Raw genomic sequence first — 24,756 nt, 5'->3', positions numbered from 1 at the left:
ACATTCTAGTGAGTCGCGCACCAGAAGTCACCCCACCCGGGACGACGGAAAACCACGCCGGTCGATTAACTTGCAAGGCCCGCACGGCGCACCGCCGGGCCCTTCTATATAAGGAGGCTGCGCGACGCCTTGGGCGGCACACAACCGAAATACCTTGTCAAACAACTGCCAGGGCAAGCGACACTGTTTACTCAGGGTCGATCTCGTTGAACTGGCAGTACTCTTCCCACTCCATCCCCAGCGCCTCGGCCACTTCGCGATGGGTCTCCAGGCGCATCGCCTGCAGTTGCTCAGGGCTTTCGGCGATCAACTGCAGCGCCAGCTCCCAGGGCTCGATACCCTGCTCCTCGGCGGCATCCTCGAAGGCCCATTCGATCTGCTGGGCTTGCTCACGGGCATCGAGCTCGCAAATCTCTTCGAGCAGCTGCGGATTGGCTTCGGCGAAGCGCTGCAGCGCCAGGGCCTGACGGGCTTCTTTTGCAATCATTGGGTTGTTCCTCTGCCGGCCAGATGGTCCGGTGTTTCAACCGGCTGAAATCTAACAGCTTTTATTGGGGCGCCACCAGAGGATTGCAAGGGGGGAGGGAATCCAGCAATTCGCACGGCGCATCGCGAGCAAGGCTCGCTCCTACGTTCGTTTCGGGCCAATCATTCCTGCGAGATTTGCGCTCAAACGCTTCGGCACTCGACGCGATATCGCGTCGTCAAACAAGGCGGTCGCGCGCGTCTGTCACTGGCGGTACCGGCCCGAAACAGACGCAGGAGCGAGCCTTGCTCGCGATGCGCCGCGTGGGCGGCGCTCGATACCCGCACCAGCCAACAACTCAAGACACGCCCCAAAAGGCACAAAAGCCGCAATAAGCGGCTTTTCAATGCAAAAGATGGTGCGGACGAAGAGACTCGAACTCTTACAGCTTGCGCCGCTGGAACCTAAATCCAGTGTGTCTACCAATTTCACCACGTCCGCATACAGCAGATAACATAAAGGCGCCCGACCATTCGATCAAGGCGCCCTTAAAGAATATGGGGTGGACGATGGGAATCGAACCCACGACAACTGGAATCACAATCCAGCGCTCTACCAACTGAGCTACGCCCACCATATTGCGGTCTTGCGGTACTACATTACAACCGTGTTACAACCTTACAGAAGCATGGTGCGGACGAAGAGACTCGAACTCTTACAGCTTGCGCCGCTGGAACCTAAATCCAGTGTGTCTACCAATTTCACCACGTCCGCGTAGCGCTTAAAACAAAGGCGCCAGATCATGCAATCAAGGCGCCTCTGAAGAATATGGGGTGGACGATGGGAATCGAACCCACGACAACTGGAATCACAATCCAGCGCTCTACCAACTGAGCTACGCCCACCATATCGCTATACAGCCTTACTTGCTCGCCCAAGCAGCCTAATGGCGCACCCGGCAGGACTCGAACCTGCGACCATCCGCTTAGAAGGCGGATGCTCTATCCAGCTGAGCTACGGGCGCATAAGCAGTGTGCCTGACCGAACGAGCCAACAAACCACTCATTCTGCCCGACCTTGCCAACCCGTGCTAGGTCGTACCCGACAAGTGCGGCGAATCTTATAGACGAGCGGGAATACCGTCAACACCTTTTTCTAAAAAATTTAAATTATTTAAGGGGTTAGGGGATTTGCCCGACCACCCGCCTTTGCCCTTTGGCCATGTCGTGCGAGAATGCGCCCTCTTTAATGTTCCTTTCTCGATGGTTAATCACGCGTCTATGACTGCACACCTAATCGACGGCAAGGCGATCGCCGCCAACCTGCGCCAGCAGATCGCTCAACGTGTCGTGGAGCGTCGCCAGCAAGGCCTGCGCACTCCAGGCCTGGCGGTGATCCTGGTCGGCACCGACCCCGCTTCCCAAGTCTATGTCTCGCACAAGCGCAAGGACTGCGAAGAGGTCGGCTTCATTTCGCAGGCCTTCGACTTGCCCAGCGAAACCACGCAGCAAGCCCTGACCGACCTGATCGACCGCCTCAATGACGACCCGGCCGTCGACGGCATCCTGTTGCAACTGCCGCTGCCCGCACACCTTGACGCCTCCTTGCTGCTTGAGCGGATCCGCCCGGACAAGGATGTCGATGGTTTCCACCCCTACAATATCGGCCGCCTGGCCCAGCGTATCCCGCTGCTACGCCCATGCACGCCCAAAGGCATCATGGCCTTGCTGCACAGCACCGGCCAGGACCTTTACGGCATGAACGCAGTGATCGTCGGTGCCTCCAACATCGTCGGCCGCCCCATGGCCATGGAACTGCTGCTGGCCGGTTGCACCGTCACCGTCTGCCACCGCTTCACCAAGGACCTCGCCGGCCACGTTGGCCGTGCCGACCTGGTGGTAGTGGCCGCCGGTAAGCCGGGCCTGGTCAAGGGCGAGTGGATCAAGGAAGGCGCCATCGTCATCGACGTCGGCATCAACCGCCAGGACGACGGCAAGCTGGTCGGCGACGTGGTCTACGAGACCGCCCTGCCCCGCGCAGGCTGGATCACCCCGGTACCAGGCGGTGTCGGGCCGATGACCCGGGCGTGCCTGCTGGAGAACACGCTGTACGCAGCGGAAGAACTGCACAAGTAAGCACACGTGGCGCACGACGTGAAACGGCACCCAGAGGGTGCCGTTTTCGTTGGCGAGCCCTACCGCGCCAAACCTGGCCCCTGGTGCTAACACTGTACGCAAGGCATTCGCCGCATCGCCATTAGCCTCACTGCTCCCCCCATCAGGAGCAGCCCATGCACACCTTGCAACCTCACCACCTGGCGCTGATTCAGCAGCGCCTGCACGACTGGCTGACCGAGGCCACCAAACAGCAACGCCAGATCCTGCGCAAGCGCGTGCAGCACAGCCACAAGGCCACGAGAAAACTGCACGAGGCCATGACTCCCCTCGAATCGGTGGAAGCCTTCTGTCGCCCCTTGCTCAACGAAGCCCTCGCCCGCTGGTATCCGGACATACCGCTCCCTTCACCCGATACGGCCGTGCTGGCCGACCGCACGCCCGCTCATCGACGCATGATGTCCTGGCTGGAAGCCGCCATGCAGAACATGGCCGACGACACGCCCATCCGCCTTTATGCCTCCGAAGACGCCCTCGAGCCCATGGCCGTAGACACCACGCTGTTCGTCAAAGGCGTGCGCAATCTTGACCTTGGCCAACGCTACCTGAACCACCTGCGGCAACACATCGACACGGATGACTTTCGCGCCCTGCTTCGCGGGCAGGACCACGCAGCCTTCGCGGCGGAACTGACCTACGCTCGCCTGCAAGGACGGATCGACAGCCGCGGGGAATCCTTGGGCGAAGCCGCGCTCGCAGGCTCGCACGAAGTGCGCTCACTGACCGGTACAAGACGCCTTCAATGTGGCTACCTGAGCGTTCTCGGCGTCCCCCTGAGCGGGCCTTTGCTGGTGCGACTGGAGCCACGCGACGAGCAAGAGCCCTGCCTGCTCTACTTGCCCGCAGACCCCTCGGGCGCAGTACGCCAGTACCCCTCCCTGCAGGCTGCCGGCACAGCGCTTACCCACCGTTTATGGCAGGAGGACTTCCGACTGTTCTTCAACCGCTTCGTCAGCCACGCGCAACAACCCGCCTTCGCTGCCCGACTGCGGCAAAGACTCTACCCTCGTTACCCCTACGCACTGCTCTACCCAACGCCACCTGTGCTGGAAAAAGGCGAGTCGGTAAGTTGGATCAAACGGCTGTTCCCCTCCCCCCACGACGTATGGCAGGAGACCCTCGACAAGAATGCCCGCCTGACGCTGACCTTCACGCCCTGGACAGGTGACTGTTTCGAACAGCGAGCCAGCAGCCAGGTGCAGGTCGCCTTGACCGATGCCGTGACGCTGGTCGTACCCACGGCGCGTTTCGACGCTGCGATCGGGCAGGCACGCCTGCTGGGCTGGCTGGGCGTGGGCCTGACCGCACTGAATGTGGCGAGCTTGTTCGTGCCGGCGCTGGGCGAGTTGATGCTGGTGGTCGGCGGCGCGCAGATCGTGAACGCGTTTCTCGAAGGCGTGCATGCACTCAACGAGGGAGAAACCGATGCGGCCATCGGCCATCTGTTCGATGTGTTCGACAATCTGGTGCAGATTGCCGTACTGGGCGCCGCTCATGCGGCAATCGGTCTGACTGGCCCGCTGGAGAACTGGACACGCATTCCAGGCCCCTCTGGCCAACGCCTCTGGCATGCAGACCTGCTGCCTTTCAGCCGAGAAGCGCCCTGGCCACCAGGCGCTCCGGCAACCAAAGGCTTGCATCATCATCAGGGCCGTCCCTGGCTCACCCTGGAAGGCAACCACCTTCCGCTCGAAAAAACAGCAGCCCATGGCTGGCGTCTCGCAACCGCCAGAGGCCACCAGTATCAGCCTCGCCTGCTGGGCAACGGCCACAGTCCTTGGCTGCTCGAACACGAGCAACCTCTGGCTTGGACCACCGCCAGGCTCATGCGCCGAATCGGCAACAGTGGCGTCGCGGTGAGTGACGAAACCCTGCTACGGGCCCTGCGCAGCAGCAGTTTCAGCGATGCAGCCGTGCGCCGCGTGGTGGTCGATCAGGAAGCCGCCCCAGCCCTGCTGCTCGACAACCTGCAGGCACTTGGCGCAACGGATGCCGCAACACCTGGGCCGACAAACACCGGCATGGTCGTCCTCGGACGCGATTTTCCTTCCCTGAGTCTCAGGGCCAAGTCCGAGATCCTTGCCAAAGCCAGCAACCGCGACCTGGACCATCTGCAACGCAGTGGCCGCCTGCCTATCGCCATTGCACAGACAGCTCGCCTGTACCTGCGCGAAGCTCGCATCAACCGCGCCTTGCTGCGTTTTTACCAGGACAGCGGCCCCTGGCAGGATCGCGATGCCCTGGCCTTGGGTTGCCTGGAGCAGTTACCTGGCTGGAGCAACGCGGTACGTATCGAGTTGCGCGAAGGCAGTCTGCACGGCCGGCTTATCAACGCTGCCGGCCCGCGCGGTCGACCGGTCAAGACCCTGGTGCGCCATGAACAAAGCTACCAACCCTATGACGAGCACGCAGAATCATTGTCCGGTCACAGGACCCTTTACCAAGCCCTGCTCGATGCCTTGCCGGACAGCGAGCGGACAGCGCTGAACCTGCAGATACACGACCCCCTGCCATTACGCGATGCATTGTTCGAAAAAGCCGCCGCCGACCGCGACAATGCTGCCCGCCTGCTGGGCATGGCTCCGGTACGCAAGCTCTACCAATTACCCACGCGCCTTCTGGAAACAGGACGCATAGGCTATCCACTCAGCGGCCGCGGCCAAGGCTGGGCGAATGACGACGCGTTGTTCGACATGCTGTTTCCCAGCCGCGAGCCAGGCGATCGCGAATGGTTGCGTTATCGCCTGCGCCAGGCGGCCGGAGACGCACCCGGCGCGTTCACCAGGCTGCTCGAAGGCTTGCGAACAGAGTACCAACGCCTTGGCACTACGCTCGACACCTGGGTCAATGACGCAGAAGGGCTTATGGTGGGCGCCATCGAACAGCGCCGCATCGCTCGCACCGAGGCGGCCTGTCGCATACGCCAGGCATGGCGACGGGAAAGCCCGCAAGTCGATCAGGTCGAATTGGTGCTCGAGGCGCAACACCTGGGCTCTCTGCCAACCTTGCCGGTACGCCTGACGCACGTGAATTGGCTGATCGTGGTCGGTTCACGCGCCGGTGAAGCTGCCAATATGGATGGATTCCTGCAGGCGTTTCCTGGCGTACGCCATCTGGATCTTTCCAGCAATCTGCTGCGCTGGCTGCCTGAACCCTTGACCCAGATGACCCAGCTGGAGTCCCTGGACCTGTCGGAAAACTTCCTGCTTCTGGACACGCCTCGCAACCTCGACGTTCTGGCGCACCTTCCTCGCCTGCAACGCCTGAACCTCACCGACGCGCTAGAAGACTTGCCCACCCAGGCCCTGGAACGGCTCGGTCAGTTGCAGCACCTGTACTCGTTACAGGCAGACCTCAACAATCTGGTGCTGCAGGCCGAACACTTCGATGCCCTGCAAGGTTGGCCTGCATTGACCGAGCTGAGCCTGGGGTCGAACGAAATCACCCTGACCCCGGAAAGCCGCACCGCGCTGGCACGCCTGAATCACCTGCAGTCGTTGCGCCTGGGCGAGAACCCGCTGCGCCTCGCGCCTGACGTGACCGGGTGGCAGCGACTGCACACCCTCGACCTCGACCGCGTCGAGATCACGCAGTGGCCCGTGGGACTCGTCGGCTTGATGGATCAGCGCCCCCTGGTGCTGCGTTCGCTAGACCTTAGCGGCAACCGCCTGGTTGACGCGCCCGAACTGCGCGACACAGCCTTCGCCGAAGCCATTCGCAGTGGCGAGGAAGGCACCTACTATGACTTCGACGACAACCCCTTCGACGAACAGGCCCAGCTCAGGCTGGTCAATGCCGGGCTCCAAGCCATCCCTGACCTCGACGTCCTGGAAGAAGAACCCTGGGCCCTCGAGCTTCCCGCCGAACTCGACGCGCACCGTCAAGCCCATGCCGAAGAGCCCGCCTGGTCCGCGCTGTATCGCCTGGTCGAGCGCATGGTCCAAACACCGGACTATCAGTCAAACCCAACCCTCACCCGCGAGCGAATCGTCCATGTGCTGAGCACCCTGACCGCCGAAGATCTTGTCGATGGGGAAACTGGCTGGGGACGCGCGCAATTGCTCGAACAAGTCACCGCCGAGATCAACGATGCCGCCGAGGCCTGCGTGGATCAGGCCAGCCTGCTGTTCCAGCGAGTGGAAACGCAAGTCGCGGTGTGGCGCTGCGTAGCCACTTCCCACACCGGAGCATCGGACGAGGCTGTCGCTGTCTCCGTGGTCACCAGCCTGGCACGCCAAGCATGTCTCGATGAACGGGTCGGCGCCCTGTACAACGCCCGCCGGGCGCGACGCCAAGCCTTGAGCGCAGCCGAGGACGAGGCCGCGCGCCAGGCCGCTCCAGCGCTGTTGGCCGACGATGACATGAGCGATGAGCGACTGACCGACCCTCAACTCCCTCCCGACGAAATCGAAATAGCCCTGGTCGCACGCATCGCCTTGCGTGAACGTCTGAGCCTACCCGATCAACCGGCGCAGATCGCTTTCGGCTACCTGGCGCAACTGAGCGAGGGCACATTGGAGCACCTTGCCCAGGCGGTACTGGCCGAGGTGGATGGGGCTTTCCTGGCGCGCTGGGCAAGCGAGCAACCCTTTTGGCGCGCCTGGGTGCAACGGCTTTACCCTGAGGCCTTCCAGGCACTGGCCCGGGAGTGGCAGGCGGCTTCGGAGTACTACACCGACTTGACCGAGCCGACCTCGGCAATCGCGCCCTACACCGGACCGGCCGTGCCACCGAGATTCATCGAAGCCCTGGAGCGGGAGACCTCCGCAGTACAGGGCTTAAGGTGGCGGATTGAAGGCATCTTGCAACGTATCGACCTGGTATCAGGACGGTACAGCGGCGAAAGCGAGCTGTACGAACGGGCTGGCCGATTGCTGCTCAGCACCCGTCGCGACGCCCAAGACGCCCTGTATCGACAGCTGGCGATGACAATGTTCAACACGCAGTGAGGTTCCCTGCACAGGCCTTGGGCGAGCTTCGCGCCAGGGCCGCCCACAGCCGATTCGGCTGCCTGGCGCTTGATTTCAGCTGTTGCGGCTGAGCCCCGCCCTGCGCACAGCCAGCTTTTGCACAGTGCCTGTCGGAAAATATACCTACAGCCCACCCTGAGAGCCCACCCGACGCTCAGGTGCGCCGCTGTACGGAGAACCCCATGACCCGCTATATCGATGTGCAAGACCTCGCCCGCCTGGTCAATCGCAAAGGTCTGTCGACCTGCCTGGTGGAAATGGCCGAGTACATTCGCCAGGACTATCTGCGCTGGCAGGACTTCGAAAAATGCGCGCGCCTGGCCAATCACTCGCCGGACGGAGTGATCGAGCTGATGCCGGTTTCCGATCACAACCTGTATGCCTTCAAACACGTCAACGGCCACCCGAAGAACACCCGCGACGGCCTGCTGACGGTGATGGCGTTCGGCGCCCTGAGCCGCGTCGACACTGGCGCCCCGGTGCTGCTCAGCGAAATGACGCTGACCACCGCACTGCGCACCGCAGCCACCTCGGCCCTGGCCGCCCGCTACCTGGCCCGCGAGGACAGCCGCAGCATGGCCTTGATCGGCAACGGCGCCCAGAGCGAGTTCCAGGCCATTGCCTTCAAAACACTGTTGGGTATCGACGAGATTCGCCTGTACGACATCGACCCGACCGCCACCGCCAAGCTGGTGGCCAACCTGGCAGATCGTCCCGGCCTGAAGCTGACCGTGGCAGACTCGGTCGCCGAGGCCGTGCGCGGCGCCGACATCGTGACCACGGTGACTGCCGACAAAGCCTACGCCACCATCCTTACCCCGGAAATGATCGAACCGGGCATGCACCTCAACGCCGTGGGCGGTGACTGCCCGGGCAAGACTGAGTTGCACCGGGCCATCGTCGAAGCGGCGCGGGTGATTGTCGAGTACGAGCCACAGAGCCGGATCGAAGGCGAGATCCAGCAGGCGGCGGCAGACCTGCCCGTCACCGAATTCTGGAAAGTGGTGACGGGCCAGGTGCCTGGCCGCGAACATGACCGCCAGGTGACACTGTTCGACTCGGTCGGCTTTGCCCTGGAGGATTACGCGGCCCTGCGTTACGTACTGGATTGCGCCCAAGCTCTGGACATCGGGCAGGACATCGAGCTGGTACCGACCCTGGAGAACCCAAAAGATCTATACGCACTGCTGCAACCGCGCAGGGTGGGCATTCGAGCGGCACACCCAGCCAGCTGCGCAATCGCCTGATATTGCGGGGCCGTACGACGGCCCCTCTTTTCCCTGCAGCGACAGTTGCGGAATTACCGCCTAACCTGTCCATGCCTCCCGCTGAATGAAGCCATTGCGCATGGACACCAAGGCCGATTCCCACCACCCCCTGGACCGCATCGACGAGGCGATCATCGACGTGCTACGGCACGATGGCCGCATCACTTTCGAGAAGCTGTCCACCCTTGTTCACCTCACCCCACGCCCCTGCCTGGAGCGTGTGCGCAAACTGGAGCGACGTGGGGTGATACGTGGATACGGAGCGATCATCGACTTGCAGAAAGTATCGCCTGGGCTCTCGTTGCTGGTACTGGTGGCACTCTCCAACCAGAGCGGCCGCGCTGCACAAAAGGCCTTCGAGGCCACCATGCGCAGTTGCCCCGAAGTGTACGAGTGTCATTTGATCAGCGGCCATTTCGACTACAGCCTGCGCATGCGCTGTCGGGATATGGAGCACTACCGGGTCCTTACCGAACACTGGATGAACGATGACGCCCTGCATATCGACAAACTGGTGGCGCACCCGGAGCTGGCGGCGGTCAAGAGCATGGCCCCACTGCCGTGATCAGGCCGAGCGCCATGGCTCCGGTTGTCGATAGGCCTGCGCCCATGCCGCCACCTCGCCCACTGGCATCGGGGCAGCGATGCCATACCCCTGCGCCAGTGCGCAACCAAGCTCCATCAGCACCCGCCCATGCTCGACGCTTTCCACCCCCTCCGCGATGACCTCGCGGCCAAAGGCCCGTGCCAGGCCGATCACCGCCCCGGTGAGCGCCAGGTCATCCTGGTCATGGAGGATGTCGCGCACGAACGACTTGTCGATCTTGATGGTCTGAGTCGGCAGGCGCTTCAGGTAGCTCAAGGACGAATAGCCGGTGCCGAAGTCATCCAGCGAAAAACGTACCCCCAGCGCCAGGCACGCGTCCAAGCAACGGCTGACGTGCTGGAGATTATCCAGCGCCACCGACTCGACGATCTCCAGGTCCAACCGAGTGGGGTCAATGCCTGGGTGCTCGGCCAGCAACTGCGCCAGCCGCGCGGCAAAGTCATTGCGCTGCAGATGTCGGGCGGCGATGTTCACACTCAGCGACCAGTTACGCCCTTCGCGTTGCCATCGACGCAGTTGGTGCAGCGCCTGCTCGATCACCCACTCGCCAATCTCCACGATCAGGTCGGTCTGTTCGACCAAGGGCAGAAACTCGCCTGGCAATACCAGTCCACGGCCTGGGCACTGCCAGCGCAGCAGGGCCTCGAAACCCAGCACCTGGCCGCTGTGCAGGTTGACCTTGGGCTGGTAATACAGACACAGCTCGCCCTGGCGCAGCGCACGGCGCACCTGCGCGACCGTCTGGTGCGTCGCCTTGAGTTCCAGTTCCTGGGAAACATCGAAAATGTGATACCGGTTGCGCCCGCGCTGCTTGGCCACGTACATGGCCTGATCGGCATGGCGTACCAACGTATCGGCATCTTCGTCATCCTGTGGGAACAACGTCACGCCAACGCTGGCACTGAGCGCCAGGCGCTGCTCGCGAATGACATAAGGCGCAGCCAGGGCGTGCAGTATCCGATGCAAGGCGGCATGCAACTGTTGACTGCCATCGACATGACGCAGGATCAGCACGAATTCATCGCCCGACAGCCTTGCCACTGCATCACCGCCGCGCAGGATGCTCCTCAACCGCTGGGCCACCTCGACCAGAAGCAAGTCGCCCGCGGCATGTCCGTAGCCATCGTTGACCGCCTTGAAACCGTCGAGGTCGAGCATGCACACCGCCAACGGAATGTCCTCGCGACGGGAAAACGCCAGGGCCTGGTTGAGCAACTCGGACAAGTACGCGCGGTTGGGCAACCCAGTGAGCACATCGTGTCCGACACGCCATTGCAGGGTGTGCAGCAACTGGCGTTTTTCAGTGACATCGAAGCGGATCGAGACGTACCTGTGCACCTTGCCAGTCTTGGGGTCGATCAGCGGCACCATGGTACTGTCCACCCAGTACAGCGAGCCATCCTTGGCCCGGTTACAGATCTCGCCTTTCCACACCCGCCCTGCGACCAGGGCCCGCCACATGCCCAGGAAAAACTCCGGCTCGTGCAGGCCTGAATTGAGAATACGGTGATTGGCACCGAGCAGTTCTTCACGGCTATAGCCAGAGATACTGCAGAACTGCTGGTTGACGTAGGTGATTCGCCCGCGCAGGTCGGTCTCGGAAAAGATCGCGGCCGCGTCCACGGCCGCGCGATAGATATCGTCCATAGCATCCTGCCTTTAACGGTTGAAGCGCTCCACCAGGGCGCGCAATCCGGCGCACACCTGTTCCAGCTCGGCGCCGCGCGAGGCGGCGGCATTGGCGCTATGGGCACTTTGCTGCGCGATGCCAGCGACCCCGTTGATTTGCCGGGACACCTCTTCGGCTACCGAAGACTGCTGCTGCGAGGCCGTCGCCATCTGCTGGCTCATGTCGCTGATTCGCTGCACCGCCTCGCGTATACCTTGCAACGCTTGTTGCGCCTCCTGCACCTGGGCTACACCGTGCTCGGCCCCTTCGATGCCCTGGCTGGCGATGGCCACGGCCTGCTCGGCGCCCTCGCGCAACGTGTCGATGACGCCCTGGATGTGCAGGGTCGACTGGCGGGTCTTGTCGGCCAACGCCCGAACCTCATCGGCCACCACCGCGAACCCACGCCCTTGCTCACCGGCACGGGCCGCTTCGATGGCCGCGTTCAGTGCCAGCAGGTTGGTCTGCTCGGCGATGGCGCGGATCATCCCGGCCGCCTCGGAGATGGCGTCGGTCTGGTCCGCAAGGTCAGTGACCGCCCGGTTGATCTGCCCAACGGTGGCCGCGAGGTTGCGAATAGCCGTACCGGTCGAGTCGGCGACCCGGTTCCCCTGCTCGGCGAGCCCATGGGCGGTATGGGCTTCACTGGCCGTTAACTGCACATGGCTGGCAACCTCACCGATCGAGGCGGCCATCTCGGTCATGGCGGTGGCGGTCAGGTCGGTTTCGGCGCGCTGCTCGAGCAGGGCGGTTTCAGTGCCACGGGACAACTGCCCCGCCTGCGCGGCGGCCACGGCCATCTGCGCGGCAAGATCGCTCAGGCGGGTCAGCGCTGTCTTGAGTCGCGCATGCTCACCGACCAGGATCAACTGCAACTGCCCGGCAGCGCCCGGCAGGTCGCTGTAGGTCAAGGCTGCGATCGGGTCCGCGAAGGTACCGTCTGCGCCCTGGATCACACGCTGCAACTGCCGGCGCAAATCGTTGCGTCCCCATAGGCCGTAGGCCACGAACAGCGCGAAGGTCACGCCCTGGCCCAGCGCACCAGGCAAGCACTGGTTGGCCGCCACTGCCAGGGCACCACCGAGCATCGGCAGTGCCAGCGCCTGCCCCAGCAATGCCAGGCGACGGCCGGTCGACAACGCCGACTTGCCTTGGCGCAAGCGCGCATACAACGCCTCGGCCCTACGCACTTGATCGCGGGTCGGACAGACCCGTACCGACTCGTAACCGACCACCCGCCCATCTTCCAGGATCGGCGTGACATAGGCATTGACCCAGTAGAAATCGCCGTTGCGACAGCGGTTCTTGACGATCCCCATCCAGCTTTTACCGGCCTTGAGGTAACGCCACATCAATGCGTACACCGCCTCAGGCATGTCCGGGTGCCGCACAAGGTTATGCGGGCTGCCGATCAGCTCGGCTTCGCTGTAGCCGCTGATGGCAGCGAATTCTGGGTTGCAGTAGGTGATCAGGCTGGCCGTATCGGTGGCCGATATCAGTCGCTGATCTTCGGGGAAACGCTGCTCGACCGGTGTAACCGGCAGGTTGACACGCACGATGGGACTCCATTCACAAGAAAACCGGCGCCGCGCTCATCGGACACACCGGAACCGCTTCACATCGTGGGGCTCCAACGCTCCAGAGCACCTGAGCCCCTTGCAGCCTCGGGTCGAGCATAGAGCGAGAGCCGATAATGACTGGCCGGTCAAAGTGCGAATTCTACGAATACCATCACATAAATCAAGCAAATGTGATCCAAGGCAGCGTTGCATTACACCAAACTATACCGGTAAGTTCCTGATTCTAAATGGGAATTAATTGATGAAGAGATCAGCTCTGGGATTTGCCCTGCGCCGCTACCGTAAGCTGGCAGGCTTGACGCAGGCACAATTCGGCGAGCAGACCGGCTTCGACCCCAAGACCATCAGCCGCTTCGAGACCGGCACCTACACCCCCAGCATCGACGCCCTGCTAACCTTCGCCGACGTTCTGGGCATCAAGCCCAAGGTCTTCTTCTGCGAGCCTGACGATGAAGACGAGCAGCGAGCGTACCTGTTCGATGTGATTCACAAGGCCCCGCCCAAGGCGCTTGGCAAGCTGATTGCAGCAGTGGATCAGGCATTGGCCAAATCCTGAACTCTTTCGCCTCATCCGCGCGGGCGCCCCACCAGGCCCGCAACGCTATGTGCACCGAACTAGAGCCAGTGAGGCCACAATGCCCCATAACTGGTCAGACCGGTAAGGCCGAATTTCCTTGCAAAGTCGGATTTTTCGCGCTTTTATGACCCTGCACTGAACAAACCGGTAAGACCACAATAATTAAGTCCTGCGCTCTTTCGCCCTCGCGGCATCGAAGCAAGGACACCGATCAGAGACCCCTCCCATGCTCAAATGGTGCTCGCGTTCGATCTTTCTGCAAGTGGTGCTGGGCCTTGCCCTCGGCATTGCCTGCGGCCTCAGCTTCCCCGACCTGTCCCTGCAACTCAAACCCCTCGGCGACGGCTTCATCAAGCTGATCAAGATGCTCATCGGCATCATCGTGTTCTGCGTGGTGGTCAGTGGAATCTCTGGCGCCGGCGACCTGAAGAAAGTCGGGCGAATCGGCCTGAAGTCCGTCATCTATTTTGAGATCCTGACCACCATCGCCCTGGTCATCGGCCTGGTCTTCGCCTTCACCAGCGGCATCGGCAGCGGCGCCAACATTCACCTCGAGCAGCTGTCCAGCGCCGACGCCAGCAGCCTGGCCGAACGTGGCCAGCACATCCATGGCGCCACGGCGTTCTTCATGGACCTCATCCCGACGTCGGTGGTCGGTGCCTTCGCCGATAACAACATCCTCCAGGTGCTGCTGTTCTCGGTGCTGTTCGGCAGTGCCCTGAACCTGGTGGGCGACTCGGCGGCGGGTATCTCGCGGCTGATCAATGAGCTGAGCCATGTGGTGTTCCGCATCATGGGCATGATCGTGCGCCTGGCCCCCATCGGAGTGTTCGGCGCCATTGCCTTCACCACCAGCAAGTACGGCCTGGAATCCCTGCAGCACCTGGGCGGGCTGGTCGCCTTGTTCTACCTGACCTGCGCGGGCTTCGTGCTGATCATCCTCGGCACCGTGATGCGCCTGTCGGGCCTCAAGCTGCTGCCGTTCATCAAGTACCTGCGCGAAGAGCTGACCATCGTACTCGGCACCGCCTCCTCCGACGCCGTGCTGCCACAGATCATGCGTAAGCTCGAACACCTGGGCATCGGCAGTTCCACCGTCGGCCTGGTGATTCCGACGGGCTACTCGTTCAACCTCGACGGCTTTTCCATCTACCTGACCCTGGCCATCGTGTTCATTGCCAATGCTACCGGCACACCGCTGGCGATGACCGACCTGCTGACCATTCTGTTGGTGTCGCTGGTGACCTCCAAGGGAGCCCACGGCATCCCAGGTTCGGCGCTGGTCATCCTCGCTGCCACCCTGACCGCCGTACCGGCGATTCCAGTAGTGGGCTTGGTGTTGGTGCTGGCGGTGGACTGGTTCATGGGCATCGGCCGGGCGCTGACCAACCTGATCGGCAACTGCGTGGCTACCGTGGCCATCGCCCGATGGGAAAAGGACATCGACATGCAACGTGCGCAGAATGTGCTCGATGGCAAGCCGGGTTTCGCCCACACCCCACGCAAGCAGCCCAACGCCCATCAACAGGAATTTTGACCGAGTGTGGCCGGCAATGATGCCGGCCCCTCCAGGAGCGAACCGTGATCAGCTCATCGACCGTCGTCAACTCAGTGGTGGAAAAACTGCGCCAGGCGCTTGCACGGGGCCAGTGGCGCTCCGGCGACATGTTGCCTGGCCAACGCGAGCTGGCCGAGCAACTGGGCATCAGCCGCCCTAGCCTGCGCGAAGCCGTCACCGTGCTGGAAACCCTGGGCCTTGTGCGCGCCATGCCGGGCAAGGGGGTTCTGGTACTCGATGCCGAGGCGATGGTGACCGAGCCCGGTGCCGATACCACGGCACCGGCCAGCCTGGCCGACGTGCTGGAGCTGCGCTACACCCTCGAACCTTTCATCGTCGGCCTGGTGGCGCAATCGGCCAACAGCCAGGACATTGGCCAATTGCGCCTGACCCTGATGGACATGCGCGAAGCCCTCGAGGCCGATGACAGCGAAGCCGGTGTCAAAGCCTACATTGCCTTCCACGAAGCGCTGTTCGCCCTGACCACCAACCCGATCTTCCAAAGCGTGGTACAGCAGACCAGCAATGCCCTCAAGCAAAGTGCCGACATGCTACGCAATTCCCCCGAGCACCTGGCCGCCCGACTCAAGGAGAACGAAGCCGTGGTGCGGGCCATCCGTGATCGCAACAGCGCCCAGGCCAGCGCCCAGATGCGCCGGCACATCCTGGCCGAAGGCCAGCGCATGGGAATCGAGCTGAACATCCCGGACGAACATCACAGCCAATGACCCCAGGAGAGCGACCATGACCGCCTGCGCCCAAGCCGCCCCTCAGTTGCCTGCCCTGCTCGCCGCTGGCGAGACGCGCCTGTCGGCCGATCAGATCTACCCCCGGCTGTTCGACGCCATTCTCGAGCAGCGCCTGCCACCGGGCAGCCTGCTGCCCGAGCAAGCGCTGGGCAATGCCTTCGGCGTCAGCCGCACGGTGATTCGCCGGGTGCTGGGGCGCCTGTCGGATCAGCAAGTGGTGGTTCAGCGCCCAAGCCACACCGCCCACCTGGCCGCACCTGGCCCTGAGCAAGCACGCCAGGTGCTCAGCGCCCGACGCCTGGCGGAGACGACGTTGATCACCCTGGCCACCCAGCGCGCCAAGCCCTCGCACATTCGCCAATTGCGCTCGCTGGTGGAGCGCGAACGCCTGCACCACGAGCGTGGCGAGCGCTGTGCGGCGATTCGACTGGGGGGCGAGTTCCACCTTAAACTCGCGCAAGTGGCCGCCAACGCCCCCTTGGCGCGCTTTCTCAACGGCCTGGTACCGATGACCTCGCTGATCATCGCGCGCTACGAATCACCGTGCTGCGAACACTGCGCCTGGGAGGAACATGCCGCGATCATCGACGCCGTGGAAGCCGGCAACGAGGAAACAGCGCTGACCCTGATGCACCAGCACCTCGACCGTTTGGAAGACAAGCTCGAACTCGAGTGATCCACACCGCCTTTGCGCCATCGCCGCTGCTCGTCGCGGCGACGCGCCGTCGCGATGGGCTGCAAGGCAGGCACAGAATGCGCCCCCTATACTCGTTGAACCCCCTTCACTTATCAGGGAGGCGCTCGCATGACGCTGCGCATTCCCTCACTGCTGATCTGCCTGCTGGTGGCCCTCGGCGGCTGCGCCAGCAAGCCACCGCCGCCACCGCCGCCCGTGGCGCTCACGCCCGCCATCTGGCAACGCATCGACCAGGAACTGATCGAGGCTTCGGTAGGCGCCGCCGGTTCGGCCAATGACTATGCCCGGCGGTCGATGCGGGTATGGAAAGAGCAAGTGCAGCAGCGTACCGAGAGCGACTTCATCCCTTGGTTCACCGGCTATTGGACCCAGCAATGGCTGACCCTGAAGGTCGCCTGGTACAAGCTCGACAGTGGCGAAGGCCGGGAGCCTGCGGAAAAACGCCTGGCCCTGTACCTGCAGGAGCAGTATCACGAACGGGTGATCGAACCAGTGGCCGAACAGATCAACCCCGAAGGCATCCGTGATCGGGCTTGCGAGTTGTACGTGCAACTGCTCGGCCAGCAACTGCCAGCCATCATCGCCCGCTATCGTGCGCCGCCTGAGCAGTTCAGCCAGCGCCTCAATCGCATCCCGGCCATCGCCCTGGGCCCGCCCGAGGCACGCAATGCCAGCCTCTATCAGTTGCTGCGCGCCAAGCCACTGGAACAGCAGCCCGCCTGGCAGGCCCTGCGCCAGCACCTGCACCTGCAAGCAGCAAAAGGCCCTGGGCAAACCGATATTGGCTTGTCAACGGTTGCCGACCGCGCCAGCGAGAAGCTCGGGGCCACCCTGGCGCCACGCGGCATAGCCAGTGCCGTGGCCAGTGCCGTGGGCAAGGTGGCCGGGGCGATGATTTCGATCGTCTCGGCCGGCTACGGGATGATCACCCACGACCGCGAGCATCCGCAGATGGTCGAGCAGTTGCGGGTGATCCTGAACGTGGCGCTCAACCAGGAATGGCAGGCGCTGATGGAGAACCGCCAGAGTGGCGCCATGGCGGGGGTGTACTACTTGTCCGGCCAGGTCGAGGACAGCTTGCTGGCCAGCGCACCACAGCTGAGGGAGCAAGAAGTGCAGCAGCGCCAGGAGCCATTATTGATACGCCTGCCGCCCTGAGGCTGGCTGGGCGGCGTCAGGCCACGGCCATCGCCGAGGTCGGCAGGCCGAAGATCCGGTCGAACGCCCAGTTGTAGACGAAGGTGTAGCAAGGCACCAGAACGATGAACGCCAGGTCCACCAGGAACGCCTCGACCAGGCTCATGTCCAGCCACCAGGCAATCAGCGGTATCAGGTACACCACCAAGGTCAGCTGGAAACCCACGGCATGCGCCACCCGCCGCGCCACGCTGCGACCGCGCTTGGCCTGGCGGCTCTCCCAGTACTCGAACAGGCTGTTGTAGATCAGGTTCCAGAGCATGGCGATGGTGGTGATCATCACCGCCAGTGGCCCGGTGTGCGATGCCTGAGTGTCCGACAGGTAGGCCAGCCCCACGGTCGACATGCACAGGCCGATCAGTTCATAGAAGGTCACATAGACCAGTTTGCGTTTCAGTCCCTGCACCAGGGGTTACCTCAAATGACAAAAGCGATGGGCGCAAGGATGATTCATTTTTATTGACAGGCAAAGTCAACAGCTTTCAGATTGACTGACAGGAGGCTGCCCATGAACTTTTCCAGCGATAACATCCAGTTGTTCCTCGCCGTGCTCGACCATGGCTCGTTTTCTGCCGCTGCGCGCGCCTTGGGCAGGGTACCCTCGGCGGTGAGCATGGCCATCGGCAACCTCGAAGCCGAACTGGGCTATACCCTGTTCGAGCGCGGCCCGCGCGAAGTGCGGCCCAGCCCCCGTGCCTTGGCCCTCGAGCCCCACGCCCGGCTGATTGCCGAGCAGCTAGGCCTTCTGCAGGTGCATGCACTTGAGCTGTCCCAAGGGCTTGAAAGCAGCCTGTGCATCGCCGTGGTCCCGGACATCGACCACCGTCCCTTGCTGGCCGCCATCGCCCACCTGGGCGAGCGCTATCCGCTGCTGGACATCGCCCTGCTCAGCGCCCCTCAAGAGGATGCCCTGCAGCTGCTCGACAATGGGCGGGCGGACCTTTGCCTGGCCTTCGCCGGTCTGCACGTAGACCCCCAACGAGGATTCCAGCACATCGGCACAGAGACACTGGTGGCGACCCTGTCTCCCAACCATCGCGCCATGCTCGACGAGCGCATCCATTATCTTGAGGACCTGGTTGCCGTACGCCAGATCCTGGTGCGCAGCCGCGACCTGCCGCTGGCCGACCCGCGTGCCTCGATCGGTGCCACCCATTGGTACACCGACAGTTTCGACCTCGCCCTGCAGATGGTCGAAGCCGGCCATGGCTGGGGTGATCTGCCGCTCAGCCGGGTCGCCCCGCTGATCGAAGCCGGACGCCTGGTGCGCCTGAATTTTCGCAACACGCACAATGAGCTGCAGCTGCCGATCCATGCCTTCTGGCGCAAGCAACAGCCGCTGCGCCAGGCTGCTCGCATGCTGATCGAACACTTGGCCACACGCTGACCTGCCGTCCGTCGACAGAGGATCAATAAGTCACTGTTACTGTTTCAATTTTTTACCCAGCACGCCGATATGAAAGGTGAAAGGTCCGCACGCCCGCCACAAGCGCGCAGCGCCCTCCCATCACTGGCTCAAGGTCTCGAAACATGAACCTGAAATTCCGCCATAAGATCCTGCTCAGCGCCTGCGCCGTCGTGGTGCTGGCCTTCGCTCTGTTCACGCTTTACAACGATTACCTGCAACGCAACACCATTGCCCAAAACATCGAATCGTCCGTGCAACAGTCCGGTGCGCTGACTGCCAGCAGCGTGCAGAACTGGATGAGCGGGCGCATCCTGGTGCTGGAGAACCTGGCCCAGGACATCGCCGAGCAAGGCGCTGGCGACAACCTGGCCGGGCTGATCGAGCAACCGTCCTACACGAGCAATTTCCTCTTCACCTACCTGGGCCAGGCTACCGGCGCGTTCACCCAGCGTCCCAACGCACAGATGCCTGCCGGCTACGACCCACGCCAGCGCCCCTGGTACGGCGCGGCGGTCAGCGCCGGGCAAACCGTCCTCACCGCCCCCTACCAGGGCGCCGTAGGTGGCCTGATGGTCACCATCGCCACCCCGGTCAAGCGCAAGGGCAACGGCGAGCTGATGGGCGTGGTTGGCGGCGACCTGACCCTCGATACCCTGGTGCAGATCATCAACTCGGTCGACTTCGGCGGTATCGGTCATGCCTTCCTCGTCGACAGCGAAGGCCAGGTGATCGTCAGCCCGGACAAAGACCAGGCGATGAAGAACCTCAAAGACATCTATCCCGGCAGCGGCCTGCGGGTCACCACCGGTATGCAGGATGTCACGCTCAATGGTCAGCAAAGACTGATTTCCTTCGCCCCGGTCAGCGGCCTGCCCTCGGCGAAGTGGTACATCGGCCTGTCGATCGACAAGGACAAGGCCTATGCCGCGCTTGGCCAGTTCCGCACTTCGGCGGTCATCGCCATGATCATCGCGGTAGCGGCCATCGCCGGCCTGTTGGGCCTGCTGATCCCGGTGCTGATGCGCCCGCTGACCACCATGGGCCGCGCCATGCGTGACATCGCCGAGGGCGAAGGTGACCTGACCCGCCGCCTGACCGTGCAACACAAGGACGAATTCGGCGAATTGGCGACCTCGTTCAACCGCTTCGTCGAGCGTATCCACGCGTCCATGAGCGAAGTGTCTTCGGCAACTCGCCTGGTACACGATTTGTCGGAAAAGGTGGTCAACGCCTCCAACGCCTCGATCATCGGTTCTGAAGAACAAAGCATGCGCACCAACAGCGTTGCCGCCGCGATCAACCAGCTCGGTGCCGCCACCCAGGAAATCGCCCGCAACGCCGCCGATGCCTCGCAGCATGCCAGCGGTGCCAGCGAACAGGCCCATGGCGGTCGCGAAGTGGTCGAAGAAGCGATCAACGCCATGACCGCTCTGTCGCAACGGATCAGCGAATCCTGCGAGCAGATCGAAGCGCTCAACGCCAGTACCGACGACATCGGCAAGATCCTCGATGTGATCAAAGGCATCTCCCAGCAGACCAACCTGCTGGCACTCAACGCCGCCATCGAAGCCGCCCGCGCCGGTGAGGCCGGACGTGGGTTCGCGGTGGTGGCCGATGAAGTGCGTAACCTTGCGCACCGCACCCAGGAGTCGGCCGAAGAGATCCACCGCATGATCACCAGCCTGCAGGTCGGTTCCCGCGAGGCGGTCCACACCATGAACACCAGCCAGGTGTCCAGCGAGCAGACCGTGCAGGTGGCCAACCAGGCGGGCGAGCGGCTGGCCAGCGTGACCCAGCGTATCGGCGAGATCGACGGCATGAACCAATCCGTCGCCACCGCCACCGAGGAACAGACCGCCGTGGTCGAGAGCCTCAACCTGGACATCACCCAGATCAACGCACTGAACCAGCAAGGGGTGGAAAACCTCAATGAAACCCTGCGTCACTGCGATGCGCTGGCCCAGCAGGCCGGGCGGTTGAAGCAACTGGTGGGTAGCTTCCGAATCTGATTCGGCCCCATCGCTGGCAAGGCGGCTCCCCCTTCGACGAGGGTCCGGCTTGCCGGCGTTTGCTGCATCATCGGGATGCCGCTGCATCAGCGCAGTTATAACCTAATAACGAACAAGTCTATTTGGCTATAAAAAAATCTATATGCTGGGCAGCATCCGAAAACGGGCAAGCTGGGCAGTCGAGTAGCGTATGGATGTAGGTTCTTTTGGTTTCACCATTGCCGGACTGGTTGTAGGTTTCATCGTCGGCATGACCGGCGTCGGTGGCGGTTCGCTGATGACGCCCATTCTTCTTTGGTTCGGCATCAATCCGGCCACCGCCGTGGGTACCGACCTGCTGTACGCCGCCATCACCAAGGCCAGTGGTGTCTGGGTGCATGGCCGCAACAGGAACATCGACTGGAAGATCACCGGCCTGCTCAGCCTGGGCAGCGTGCCTGCCGCCGCGCTGACGCTGTGGTTTCTCAGCACCCTGCACACCGACACCTCGGCACTCAATGCGGTGATCAAACAAGGCCTGGCGGTGGTGCTGATCCTGACCGCGCTGGCGATCCTGTTCAAGTCGCGCCTGCAGGCTTTCGCCAATCGCCATGCCGGTGACCACTACCATCTGAGCGATCGCAGCCTGAATATCCTCACCGTGCTCACCGGCGTGGTGCTGGGCGTGATGGTCACGCTCACTTCCATCGGTGCAGGGGCCCTGGGCACGGTGGCGTTGTTCCTGCTCTACCCGTTCCTGGTTACCCGCCGTCTGGTGGGGACCGAGATCGCCCACGCCGTGCCGCTGACCCTGGTTGCCGGCCTAGGCCATGCGGGCATGGGCAACATGGACTGGTCGCTGCTGGGTTACCTGCTGCTCGGCTCGCTGCCAGGCATCTACCTGGGTAGCCACCTCACCGGGCGTATCTCCGACCGCGTGCTGCGGCCTTGCCTGGCCGGCATGCTGCTGTTGATCGGCTACAAGCTGGCGTTCTGAGCTGACGCGCCTGCGTCACGCCAGACGCAGGCGCCATTGCCCGGTGTAACTCAACGCCAGACGCGACAGCGGCAACACATCGATGCGTTGGTACGCTGTCAGCGGACACCCCAGTAGGTGAACGATCACTGCCCGGATCACCATAGGGTGCGTCACTGCCAACCAGTCCCCCTTCCCCTCGAACGCCTCCAGCCAACCGCCCACCCGCTGGCACACCTCGGCAAAGGATTCGCCCCCATGGGGTGCGCTGCGAGGGTCCTCCAGCCACTGCGCCAGCGCCTCGGGCTGCTCGGCCTGCAACTGCTTCAGCGTCATGCCCTGCCAGCGACCCAGGTCGCAATCGGCCAGGCCGACCTCGACCTGAGGCGCGCCCGACAACCAGGCCGCCGTTTCCCTGGTACGTGCCTCTGGTGCCGTCAACACGCGCACATCGGGCATAGGGGTCAATGGCCGATCGGCGTGGTCCAGAATGCCATCCTGCGCACGATGCAAACGCCCCGCTCGCTGAGCCGCGGTCTGGGCATGACAAATGAGTGTGAGGCGTACAGCTTTCACCGGGAATCTCTTGAGGGTCGAGTTGAGCAGACTGGTTTAGCACGTCTGTGGATGTTTTACCGCAACCGCCAGGGTGACGGAAGGCAGCGTCAGCGCGCCAGGGACTGGCTTGCAGCCTCGCGTCCGGCTCAAAAGCACAGCTGCAGCAGCCCCCAGACCGGCACCAGCGCAACCAACGCAACCGCCAGCCGTGGCCAGTATGGCAGCAGCATCAGCAGTGCCATCCCGGCCAGCGACATCGCACCGAACCAAGCCACCGGTCCCATGGCCCAACCCCAGGCCTGGGCACAGAGCCACAGGCTCGCCAGCAAGGCCAGCCAACCTGCGCTGCGCAGGGTCAGACGAAGCGACCGGGGGCAGGTGCGCTGCCAGACCTGCTTGTAGTGGCGCTCCAGGCCCTGGCACAGCCCGAGCATTCCAGCGTAGGCGCACAGCACGCCGCCTGTGACCAGCATGATCATGCTTGCATCTCCCTCAGGCGCCCTGCCCTTGCCTGCCTGGGCGCCGACGGCTTACGCTGCACCCGCCACGCCGCCGCCCCCAGAAGCCCGCCCAGCACCAGCGCCGTGACCACCACGCCAAGACGGATGGCATCGCCGACTCCCCCGAGCGAGGCCAAGCCTGCGCACAGCAGCGCGGCCAGGCCAAGTTGCTCGACCCAAGCGCGCTTGGCCGGGCGCACACCCGCATGCAGCAGCGCCAGCAACCACACGCCAAAGAACGCCCGTACTTCCCACTGCTCCCGCAGTGCCAGTTCGACTGGCAGCAAGCGGCTGGCCCACAGCAAGCCGATGCAGGCCAGCAGCAGGCCGGTGATGAAGCCGATGTTGCACACCTCGGCAACCCGGTACCCACCAAGCCCGCGTGCTTCGGCACCGCTGTTGGCGTATTGGCGCCCGCGCTTGACGCAGAACAGCACCAGGCCGCTGGCGATCATCGCGCAGCTGACCAGCCCGCAGGCGAAGTACAGCCAGCGCATCGGGTAGCCCCCGAATTGAGCGAAATGCAGGCCGACCATCACCCGCTGGGTCAACGGCGCAGGGCGCAGCTCAGGCACATCGCTGAGCAGCTTGCCGCTGACGCCATCGAACACCATCGCCTGGCCCTTGCTGAGGGCGATGCGGTTGCCCAGCTCCGGGCGGATCTCGATACGTGCGCCGGCCGTGTTGGGGTTACGGATGCTCAAGCCAGCAATCGGGCCGAGCTGGGCCTCGGCCTGGGCCAGCAAGGGTGCGATGTCCACCAGCTCGCCGGGTTGCCTGGTCAACCCACGGGGTTGTTCGAGCCGCGCATTGCCCTGGGCCTGGAAGTAAGCGCGGTGGTTGCCATCGAACAGCGCATCGACGCCCGCGGGAATGTAGATCAGCATGAAGATCACCAGCCCGGTGTAGGTGATCATCAGGTGAAACGGCAGCAACAGCACTGCACTGGCGTTGTGAAAATCCAGCCAGGAGCGCTGGCCTTTGTTCGGTCTGAAGGTGAAGAACTCCTTGAAGATTTTCTTGTGAATGACGATGCCGGTCACCAGCGCGGCGAGCATCACCAGGGCCAGGGCTCCGACCACGAAGATGCCCCAATTGCGCGGCAGGTCGAGGGTGAAGTGGAAACGGAAGAAAAAGTTGCCGCCGACGCTGTCACGGACCTCGATGACTTCGCCGGTTGCCGGGTCCAGTTGCACCCCACCGCCATGGCGGCGCTCCCCCGTGGACACCCGCAGCCCCGGCGCCCGCTCGGTGGGCAAGCTGATACCCCAGTGGCTCGCTGTCGGCTCATGCGCCTGCAAAAAGGCCACCGCTTGTCGGGCAGCATCGGCCTGGGAAACGCTACGGGTCGGGATCTCAGGCTTCATCCAGTGATCGAGTTCCTCGTCGAACACCGCCAACGTGCCGGTGACGAAAATGGCGAACAGCAACCAACCGAAGATCAGCCCGGCCCAGGTGTGCAGCCAGGCCATGGATTGAGTGAACGTGTTTTTCATGCCAGCCACTCCAGTGTCTGGGGCCAGAACCCGATGAGCGCCAGCGGCGCTGCCAGGACGAGCGGCGCCCAGGCGCGCAAGGCGTCACGGCTGGCGAAGGCCCAGAGGATGGCGCCGGTGTAGAGGACGAATGCCAGCAGGGTCGAGACGATCACCGCGTCGGCGGGCGATAGCGGCAGCAGACGGGCAAGGCAAGCGGTGGCCGAGTAACTGAAGGCGTAGCCGCCGAGTAACGCGGCGCAGCTGCGGGAGAGGATCTGCAGCCAGGCGGGGACTCTGATCATCGAGTGGTCCTTGGTGTTTTTCCTAGGGGGCTGC

19 protein-coding genes, 5 tRNA genes and 2 pseudogenes are annotated in these 24,756 nt (G+C 63.2%); 12 read left to right on the top strand and 14 right to left on the bottom strand.

Annotation, left to right across the window (positions count from 1 at the left end; translation table 11 throughout):
• Nucleotides 1-187: 187 nt before the first annotated feature.
• The 6 genes from H620_RS0104330 to H620_RS0104305 form a co-directional block, all read right to left on the bottom strand.
• Nucleotides 188-487 carry a DUF6388 family protein gene (locus tag H620_RS0104330; protein ID WP_027906792.1) on the bottom strand — a complete coding sequence of 100 codons (300 nt, stop codon included), beginning with the start codon at nt 485-487 and terminating at the stop codon, nt 188-190.
• 395 nt (nt 488-882) lie between these two features.
• Nucleotides 883-967: transfer RNA gene (locus tag H620_RS0104325), tRNA-Leu, on the bottom strand.
• A gap of 57 nt (nt 968-1,024) precedes the next feature.
• Nucleotides 1,025-1,100, bottom strand: a tRNA-His gene (locus tag H620_RS0104320).
• 55 nt (nt 1,101-1,155) lie between these two features.
• A tRNA-Leu gene (locus tag H620_RS0104315) sits at nt 1,156-1,240 on the bottom strand.
• Nucleotides 1,241-1,295: 55 nt separating this feature from the next.
• Nucleotides 1,296-1,371, bottom strand: a tRNA-His gene (locus tag H620_RS0104310).
• A gap of 42 nt (nt 1,372-1,413) precedes the next feature.
• Nucleotides 1,414-1,490, bottom strand: a tRNA-Arg gene (locus H620_RS0104305).
• A gap of 256 nt (nt 1,491-1,746) precedes the next feature.
• On the opposite strand from H620_RS0104305, the gene folD reads away from it, so the two are divergent.
• The 4 genes from folD to H620_RS0104285 all read left to right on the top strand — a co-directional run bounded on the left by folD (nt 1,747) and on the right by H620_RS0104285 (nt 9,443).
• The gene (gene folD / locus H620_RS0104300; RefSeq protein WP_027906791.1) at nt 1,747-2,601 is read left to right on the top strand and encodes a bifunctional methylenetetrahydrofolate dehydrogenase/methenyltetrahydrofolate cyclohydrolase FolD; all 855 of its coding nucleotides are present in this window, start codon (nt 1,747-1,749) and stop codon (nt 2,599-2,601) included.
• A gap of 155 nt (nt 2,602-2,756) precedes the next feature.
• Nucleotides 2,757-7,589 (top strand): dermonecrotic toxin domain-containing protein, encoded by a 4,833-nt coding sequence (locus tag H620_RS0104295; RefSeq protein WP_027906790.1) that lies wholly within the window; start codon nt 2,757-2,759, stop codon nt 7,587-7,589.
• 203 nt (nt 7,590-7,792) lie between these two features.
• A complete protein-coding gene (locus H620_RS0104290) occupies nt 7,793-8,857 on the top strand; it encodes an ornithine cyclodeaminase (protein ID WP_027906789.1) in 1,065 nt (354 codons plus the stop codon).
• A gap of 100 nt (nt 8,858-8,957) precedes the next feature.
• Nucleotides 8,958-9,443, top strand: a complete 486-nt coding sequence (locus H620_RS0104285; protein WP_027906788.1) for an Lrp/AsnC family transcriptional regulator — start codon at nt 8,958-8,960, stop codon at nt 9,441-9,443.
• On the opposite strand, the gene H620_RS0104280 is transcribed toward H620_RS0104285, so the two are convergent.
• The 3 genes and pseudogenes from H620_RS0104280 to H620_RS27700 all read right to left on the bottom strand — a co-directional run.
• Entirely contained in the window at nt 9,444-11,132 is a 1,689-nt protein-coding gene (locus tag H620_RS0104280) for a putative bifunctional diguanylate cyclase/phosphodiesterase (RefSeq protein ID WP_027906787.1), read from the bottom strand.
• Nucleotides 11,133-11,144: 12 nt separating this feature from the next.
• Nucleotides 11,145-11,633: pseudogene (locus tag H620_RS27705) on the bottom strand (methyl-accepting chemotaxis protein); the annotation flags it as partial.
• A 747-nt stretch (nt 11,634-12,380) separates the two neighbouring features.
• Nucleotides 12,381-12,710, bottom strand: a pseudogene (locus H620_RS27700) (PAS domain-containing protein); the annotation flags it as partial.
• Between the two features lie 265 nt (nt 12,711-12,975).
• Between H620_RS27700 and H620_RS0104270 the strand changes: the two are divergent.
• From H620_RS0104270 to H620_RS0104250, 5 genes are all read left to right on the top strand, one after another.
• Entirely contained in the window at nt 12,976-13,290 is a 315-nt protein-coding gene (locus H620_RS0104270; protein WP_027906785.1) for a helix-turn-helix domain-containing protein, read from the top strand.
• Between the two features lie 247 nt (nt 13,291-13,537).
• Nucleotides 13,538-14,848, top strand: coding sequence for a C4-dicarboxylate transporter DctA (locus H620_RS0104265; RefSeq protein WP_027906784.1), 1,311 nt, complete (start codon nt 13,538-13,540; stop codon nt 14,846-14,848).
• A gap of 44 nt (nt 14,849-14,892) precedes the next feature.
• Entirely contained in the window at nt 14,893-15,597 is a 705-nt protein-coding gene (locus H620_RS0104260; protein WP_023379624.1) for a FadR/GntR family transcriptional regulator, read from the top strand.
• Nucleotides 15,598-15,613: 16 nt separating this feature from the next.
• On the top strand, nt 15,614-16,294 hold the full coding sequence (locus tag H620_RS0104255) for a GntR family transcriptional regulator (protein WP_023379623.1): 681 nt from the start codon (nt 15,614-15,616) through the stop codon (nt 16,292-16,294).
• Nucleotides 16,295-16,423: 129 nt separating this feature from the next.
• A complete protein-coding gene (locus H620_RS0104250; protein WP_027906783.1) occupies nt 16,424-17,473 on the top strand; it encodes a hypothetical protein in 1,050 nt (349 codons plus the stop codon).
• A gap of 16 nt (nt 17,474-17,489) precedes the next feature.
• On the opposite strand, the gene H620_RS0104245 is transcribed toward H620_RS0104250, so the two are convergent.
• On the bottom strand, nt 17,490-17,918 hold the full coding sequence (locus tag H620_RS0104245; protein ID WP_023379621.1) for a PACE efflux transporter: 429 nt from the start codon (nt 17,916-17,918) through the stop codon (nt 17,490-17,492).
• Nucleotides 17,919-18,020: 102 nt separating this feature from the next.
• Here H620_RS0104245 and H620_RS0104240 point away from each other — a divergent pair, with 102 nt between their 5' ends.
• The 3 genes from H620_RS0104240 to H620_RS0104230 all read left to right on the top strand — a co-directional run bounded on the left by H620_RS0104240 (nt 18,021) and on the right by H620_RS0104230 (nt 21,905).
• The gene (locus H620_RS0104240) at nt 18,021-18,899 is read left to right on the top strand and encodes a LysR family transcriptional regulator (RefSeq protein ID WP_023379620.1); all 879 of its coding nucleotides are present in this window, start codon (nt 18,021-18,023) and stop codon (nt 18,897-18,899) included.
• Nucleotides 18,900-19,042: 143 nt separating this feature from the next.
• Nucleotides 19,043-20,929 (top strand): methyl-accepting chemotaxis protein McpA, encoded by a 1,887-nt coding sequence (gene mcpA, locus H620_RS0104235; protein WP_023379619.1) that lies wholly within the window; start codon nt 19,043-19,045, stop codon nt 20,927-20,929.
• Nucleotides 20,930-21,119: 190 nt separating this feature from the next.
• Nucleotides 21,120-21,905: a sulfite exporter TauE/SafE family protein gene (locus H620_RS0104230; RefSeq protein WP_023379618.1), complete on the top strand. Its 786-nt coding sequence runs from the start codon at nt 21,120-21,122 to the stop codon at nt 21,903-21,905.
• Between the two features lie 15 nt (nt 21,906-21,920).
• Here H620_RS0104230 and H620_RS0104225 read toward each other — a convergent pair whose 3' ends face one another.
• The 4 genes from H620_RS0104225 to H620_RS0104210 all read right to left on the bottom strand — a co-directional run bounded on the left by H620_RS0104225 (nt 21,921) and on the right by H620_RS0104210 (nt 24,722).
• The gene (locus H620_RS0104225; RefSeq protein ID WP_027906782.1) at nt 21,921-22,460 is read right to left on the bottom strand and encodes a histidine phosphatase family protein; all 540 of its coding nucleotides are present in this window, start codon (nt 22,458-22,460) and stop codon (nt 21,921-21,923) included.
• Nucleotides 22,461-22,588: 128 nt separating this feature from the next.
• The gene (locus H620_RS0104220; protein WP_023379616.1) at nt 22,589-22,921 is read right to left on the bottom strand and encodes a DUF3325 domain-containing protein; all 333 of its coding nucleotides are present in this window, start codon (nt 22,919-22,921) and stop codon (nt 22,589-22,591) included.
• Nucleotides 22,918-24,438, bottom strand: a complete 1,521-nt coding sequence (locus H620_RS0104215) for a PepSY-associated TM helix domain-containing protein (RefSeq protein WP_027906781.1) — start codon at nt 24,436-24,438, stop codon at nt 22,918-22,920. The genes H620_RS0104220 and H620_RS0104215 overlap by 4 nt, the downstream gene beginning before the upstream one ends.
• A complete protein-coding gene (locus H620_RS0104210) occupies nt 24,435-24,722 on the bottom strand; it encodes a hypothetical protein (RefSeq protein WP_023379614.1) in 288 nt (95 codons plus the stop codon). The genes H620_RS0104215 and H620_RS0104210 overlap by 4 nt, the downstream gene beginning before the upstream one ends.
• Nucleotides 24,723-24,756 lie beyond the last annotated feature (34 nt).

The organism is Pseudomonas taiwanensis DSM 21245 (assembly GCF_000425785.1).
In the GTDB taxonomy this organism is placed as follows: domain Bacteria; phylum Pseudomonadota; class Gammaproteobacteria; order Pseudomonadales; family Pseudomonadaceae; genus Aquipseudomonas; species Aquipseudomonas taiwanensis.
The sequence above is the reverse complement of the archived record's forward strand: the minus strand, read 5'-3'. Positions and strand labels throughout refer to the sequence as shown.

What these genes read in the sequence shown, in the direction of transcription:
- H620_RS0104330 (WP_027906792.1), bottom strand. Translation starts at nt 487, where the DNA reads ATGATTGCAAAAGAAGCCCGTCAGGCCCTGGCGCTGCAGCGCTTCGCC.
- folD (WP_027906791.1), top strand. Translation starts at nt 1,747, where the DNA reads ATGACTGCACACCTAATCGACGGCAAGGCGATCGCCGCCAACCTGCGC.
- H620_RS0104295 (WP_027906790.1), top strand. Translation starts at nt 2,757, where the DNA reads ATGCACACCTTGCAACCTCACCACCTGGCGCTGATTCAGCAGCGCCTG.
- H620_RS0104290 (WP_027906789.1), top strand. Translation starts at nt 7,793, where the DNA reads ATGACCCGCTATATCGATGTGCAAGACCTCGCCCGCCTGGTCAATCGC.
- H620_RS0104285 (WP_027906788.1), top strand. Translation starts at nt 8,958, where the DNA reads ATGGACACCAAGGCCGATTCCCACCACCCCCTGGACCGCATCGACGAG.
- H620_RS0104280 (WP_027906787.1), bottom strand. Translation starts at nt 11,132, where the DNA reads ATGGACGATATCTATCGCGCGGCCGTGGACGCGGCCGCGATCTTTTCC.
- H620_RS0104270 (WP_027906785.1), top strand. Translation starts at nt 12,976, where the DNA reads ATGAAGAGATCAGCTCTGGGATTTGCCCTGCGCCGCTACCGTAAGCTG.
- H620_RS0104265 (WP_027906784.1), top strand. Translation starts at nt 13,538, where the DNA reads ATGCTCAAATGGTGCTCGCGTTCGATCTTTCTGCAAGTGGTGCTGGGC.
- H620_RS0104255 (WP_023379623.1), top strand. Translation starts at nt 15,614, where the DNA reads ATGACCGCCTGCGCCCAAGCCGCCCCTCAGTTGCCTGCCCTGCTCGCC.
- H620_RS0104250 (WP_027906783.1), top strand. Translation starts at nt 16,424, where the DNA reads ATGACGCTGCGCATTCCCTCACTGCTGATCTGCCTGCTGGTGGCCCTC.
- H620_RS0104240 (WP_023379620.1), top strand. Translation starts at nt 18,021, where the DNA reads ATGAACTTTTCCAGCGATAACATCCAGTTGTTCCTCGCCGTGCTCGAC.
- mcpA (WP_023379619.1), top strand. Translation starts at nt 19,043, where the DNA reads ATGAACCTGAAATTCCGCCATAAGATCCTGCTCAGCGCCTGCGCCGTC.
- H620_RS0104230 (WP_023379618.1), top strand. Translation starts at nt 21,120, where the DNA reads ATGGATGTAGGTTCTTTTGGTTTCACCATTGCCGGACTGGTTGTAGGT.
- H620_RS0104220 (WP_023379616.1), bottom strand. Translation starts at nt 22,921, where the DNA reads ATGATCATGCTGGTCACAGGCGGCGTGCTGTGCGCCTACGCTGGAATG.
- H620_RS0104215 (WP_027906781.1), bottom strand. Translation starts at nt 24,438, where the DNA reads ATGAAAAACACGTTCACTCAATCCATGGCCTGGCTGCACACCTGGGCC.
- H620_RS0104210 (WP_023379614.1), bottom strand. Translation starts at nt 24,722, where the DNA reads ATGATCAGAGTCCCCGCCTGGCTGCAGATCCTCTCCCGCAGCTGCGCC.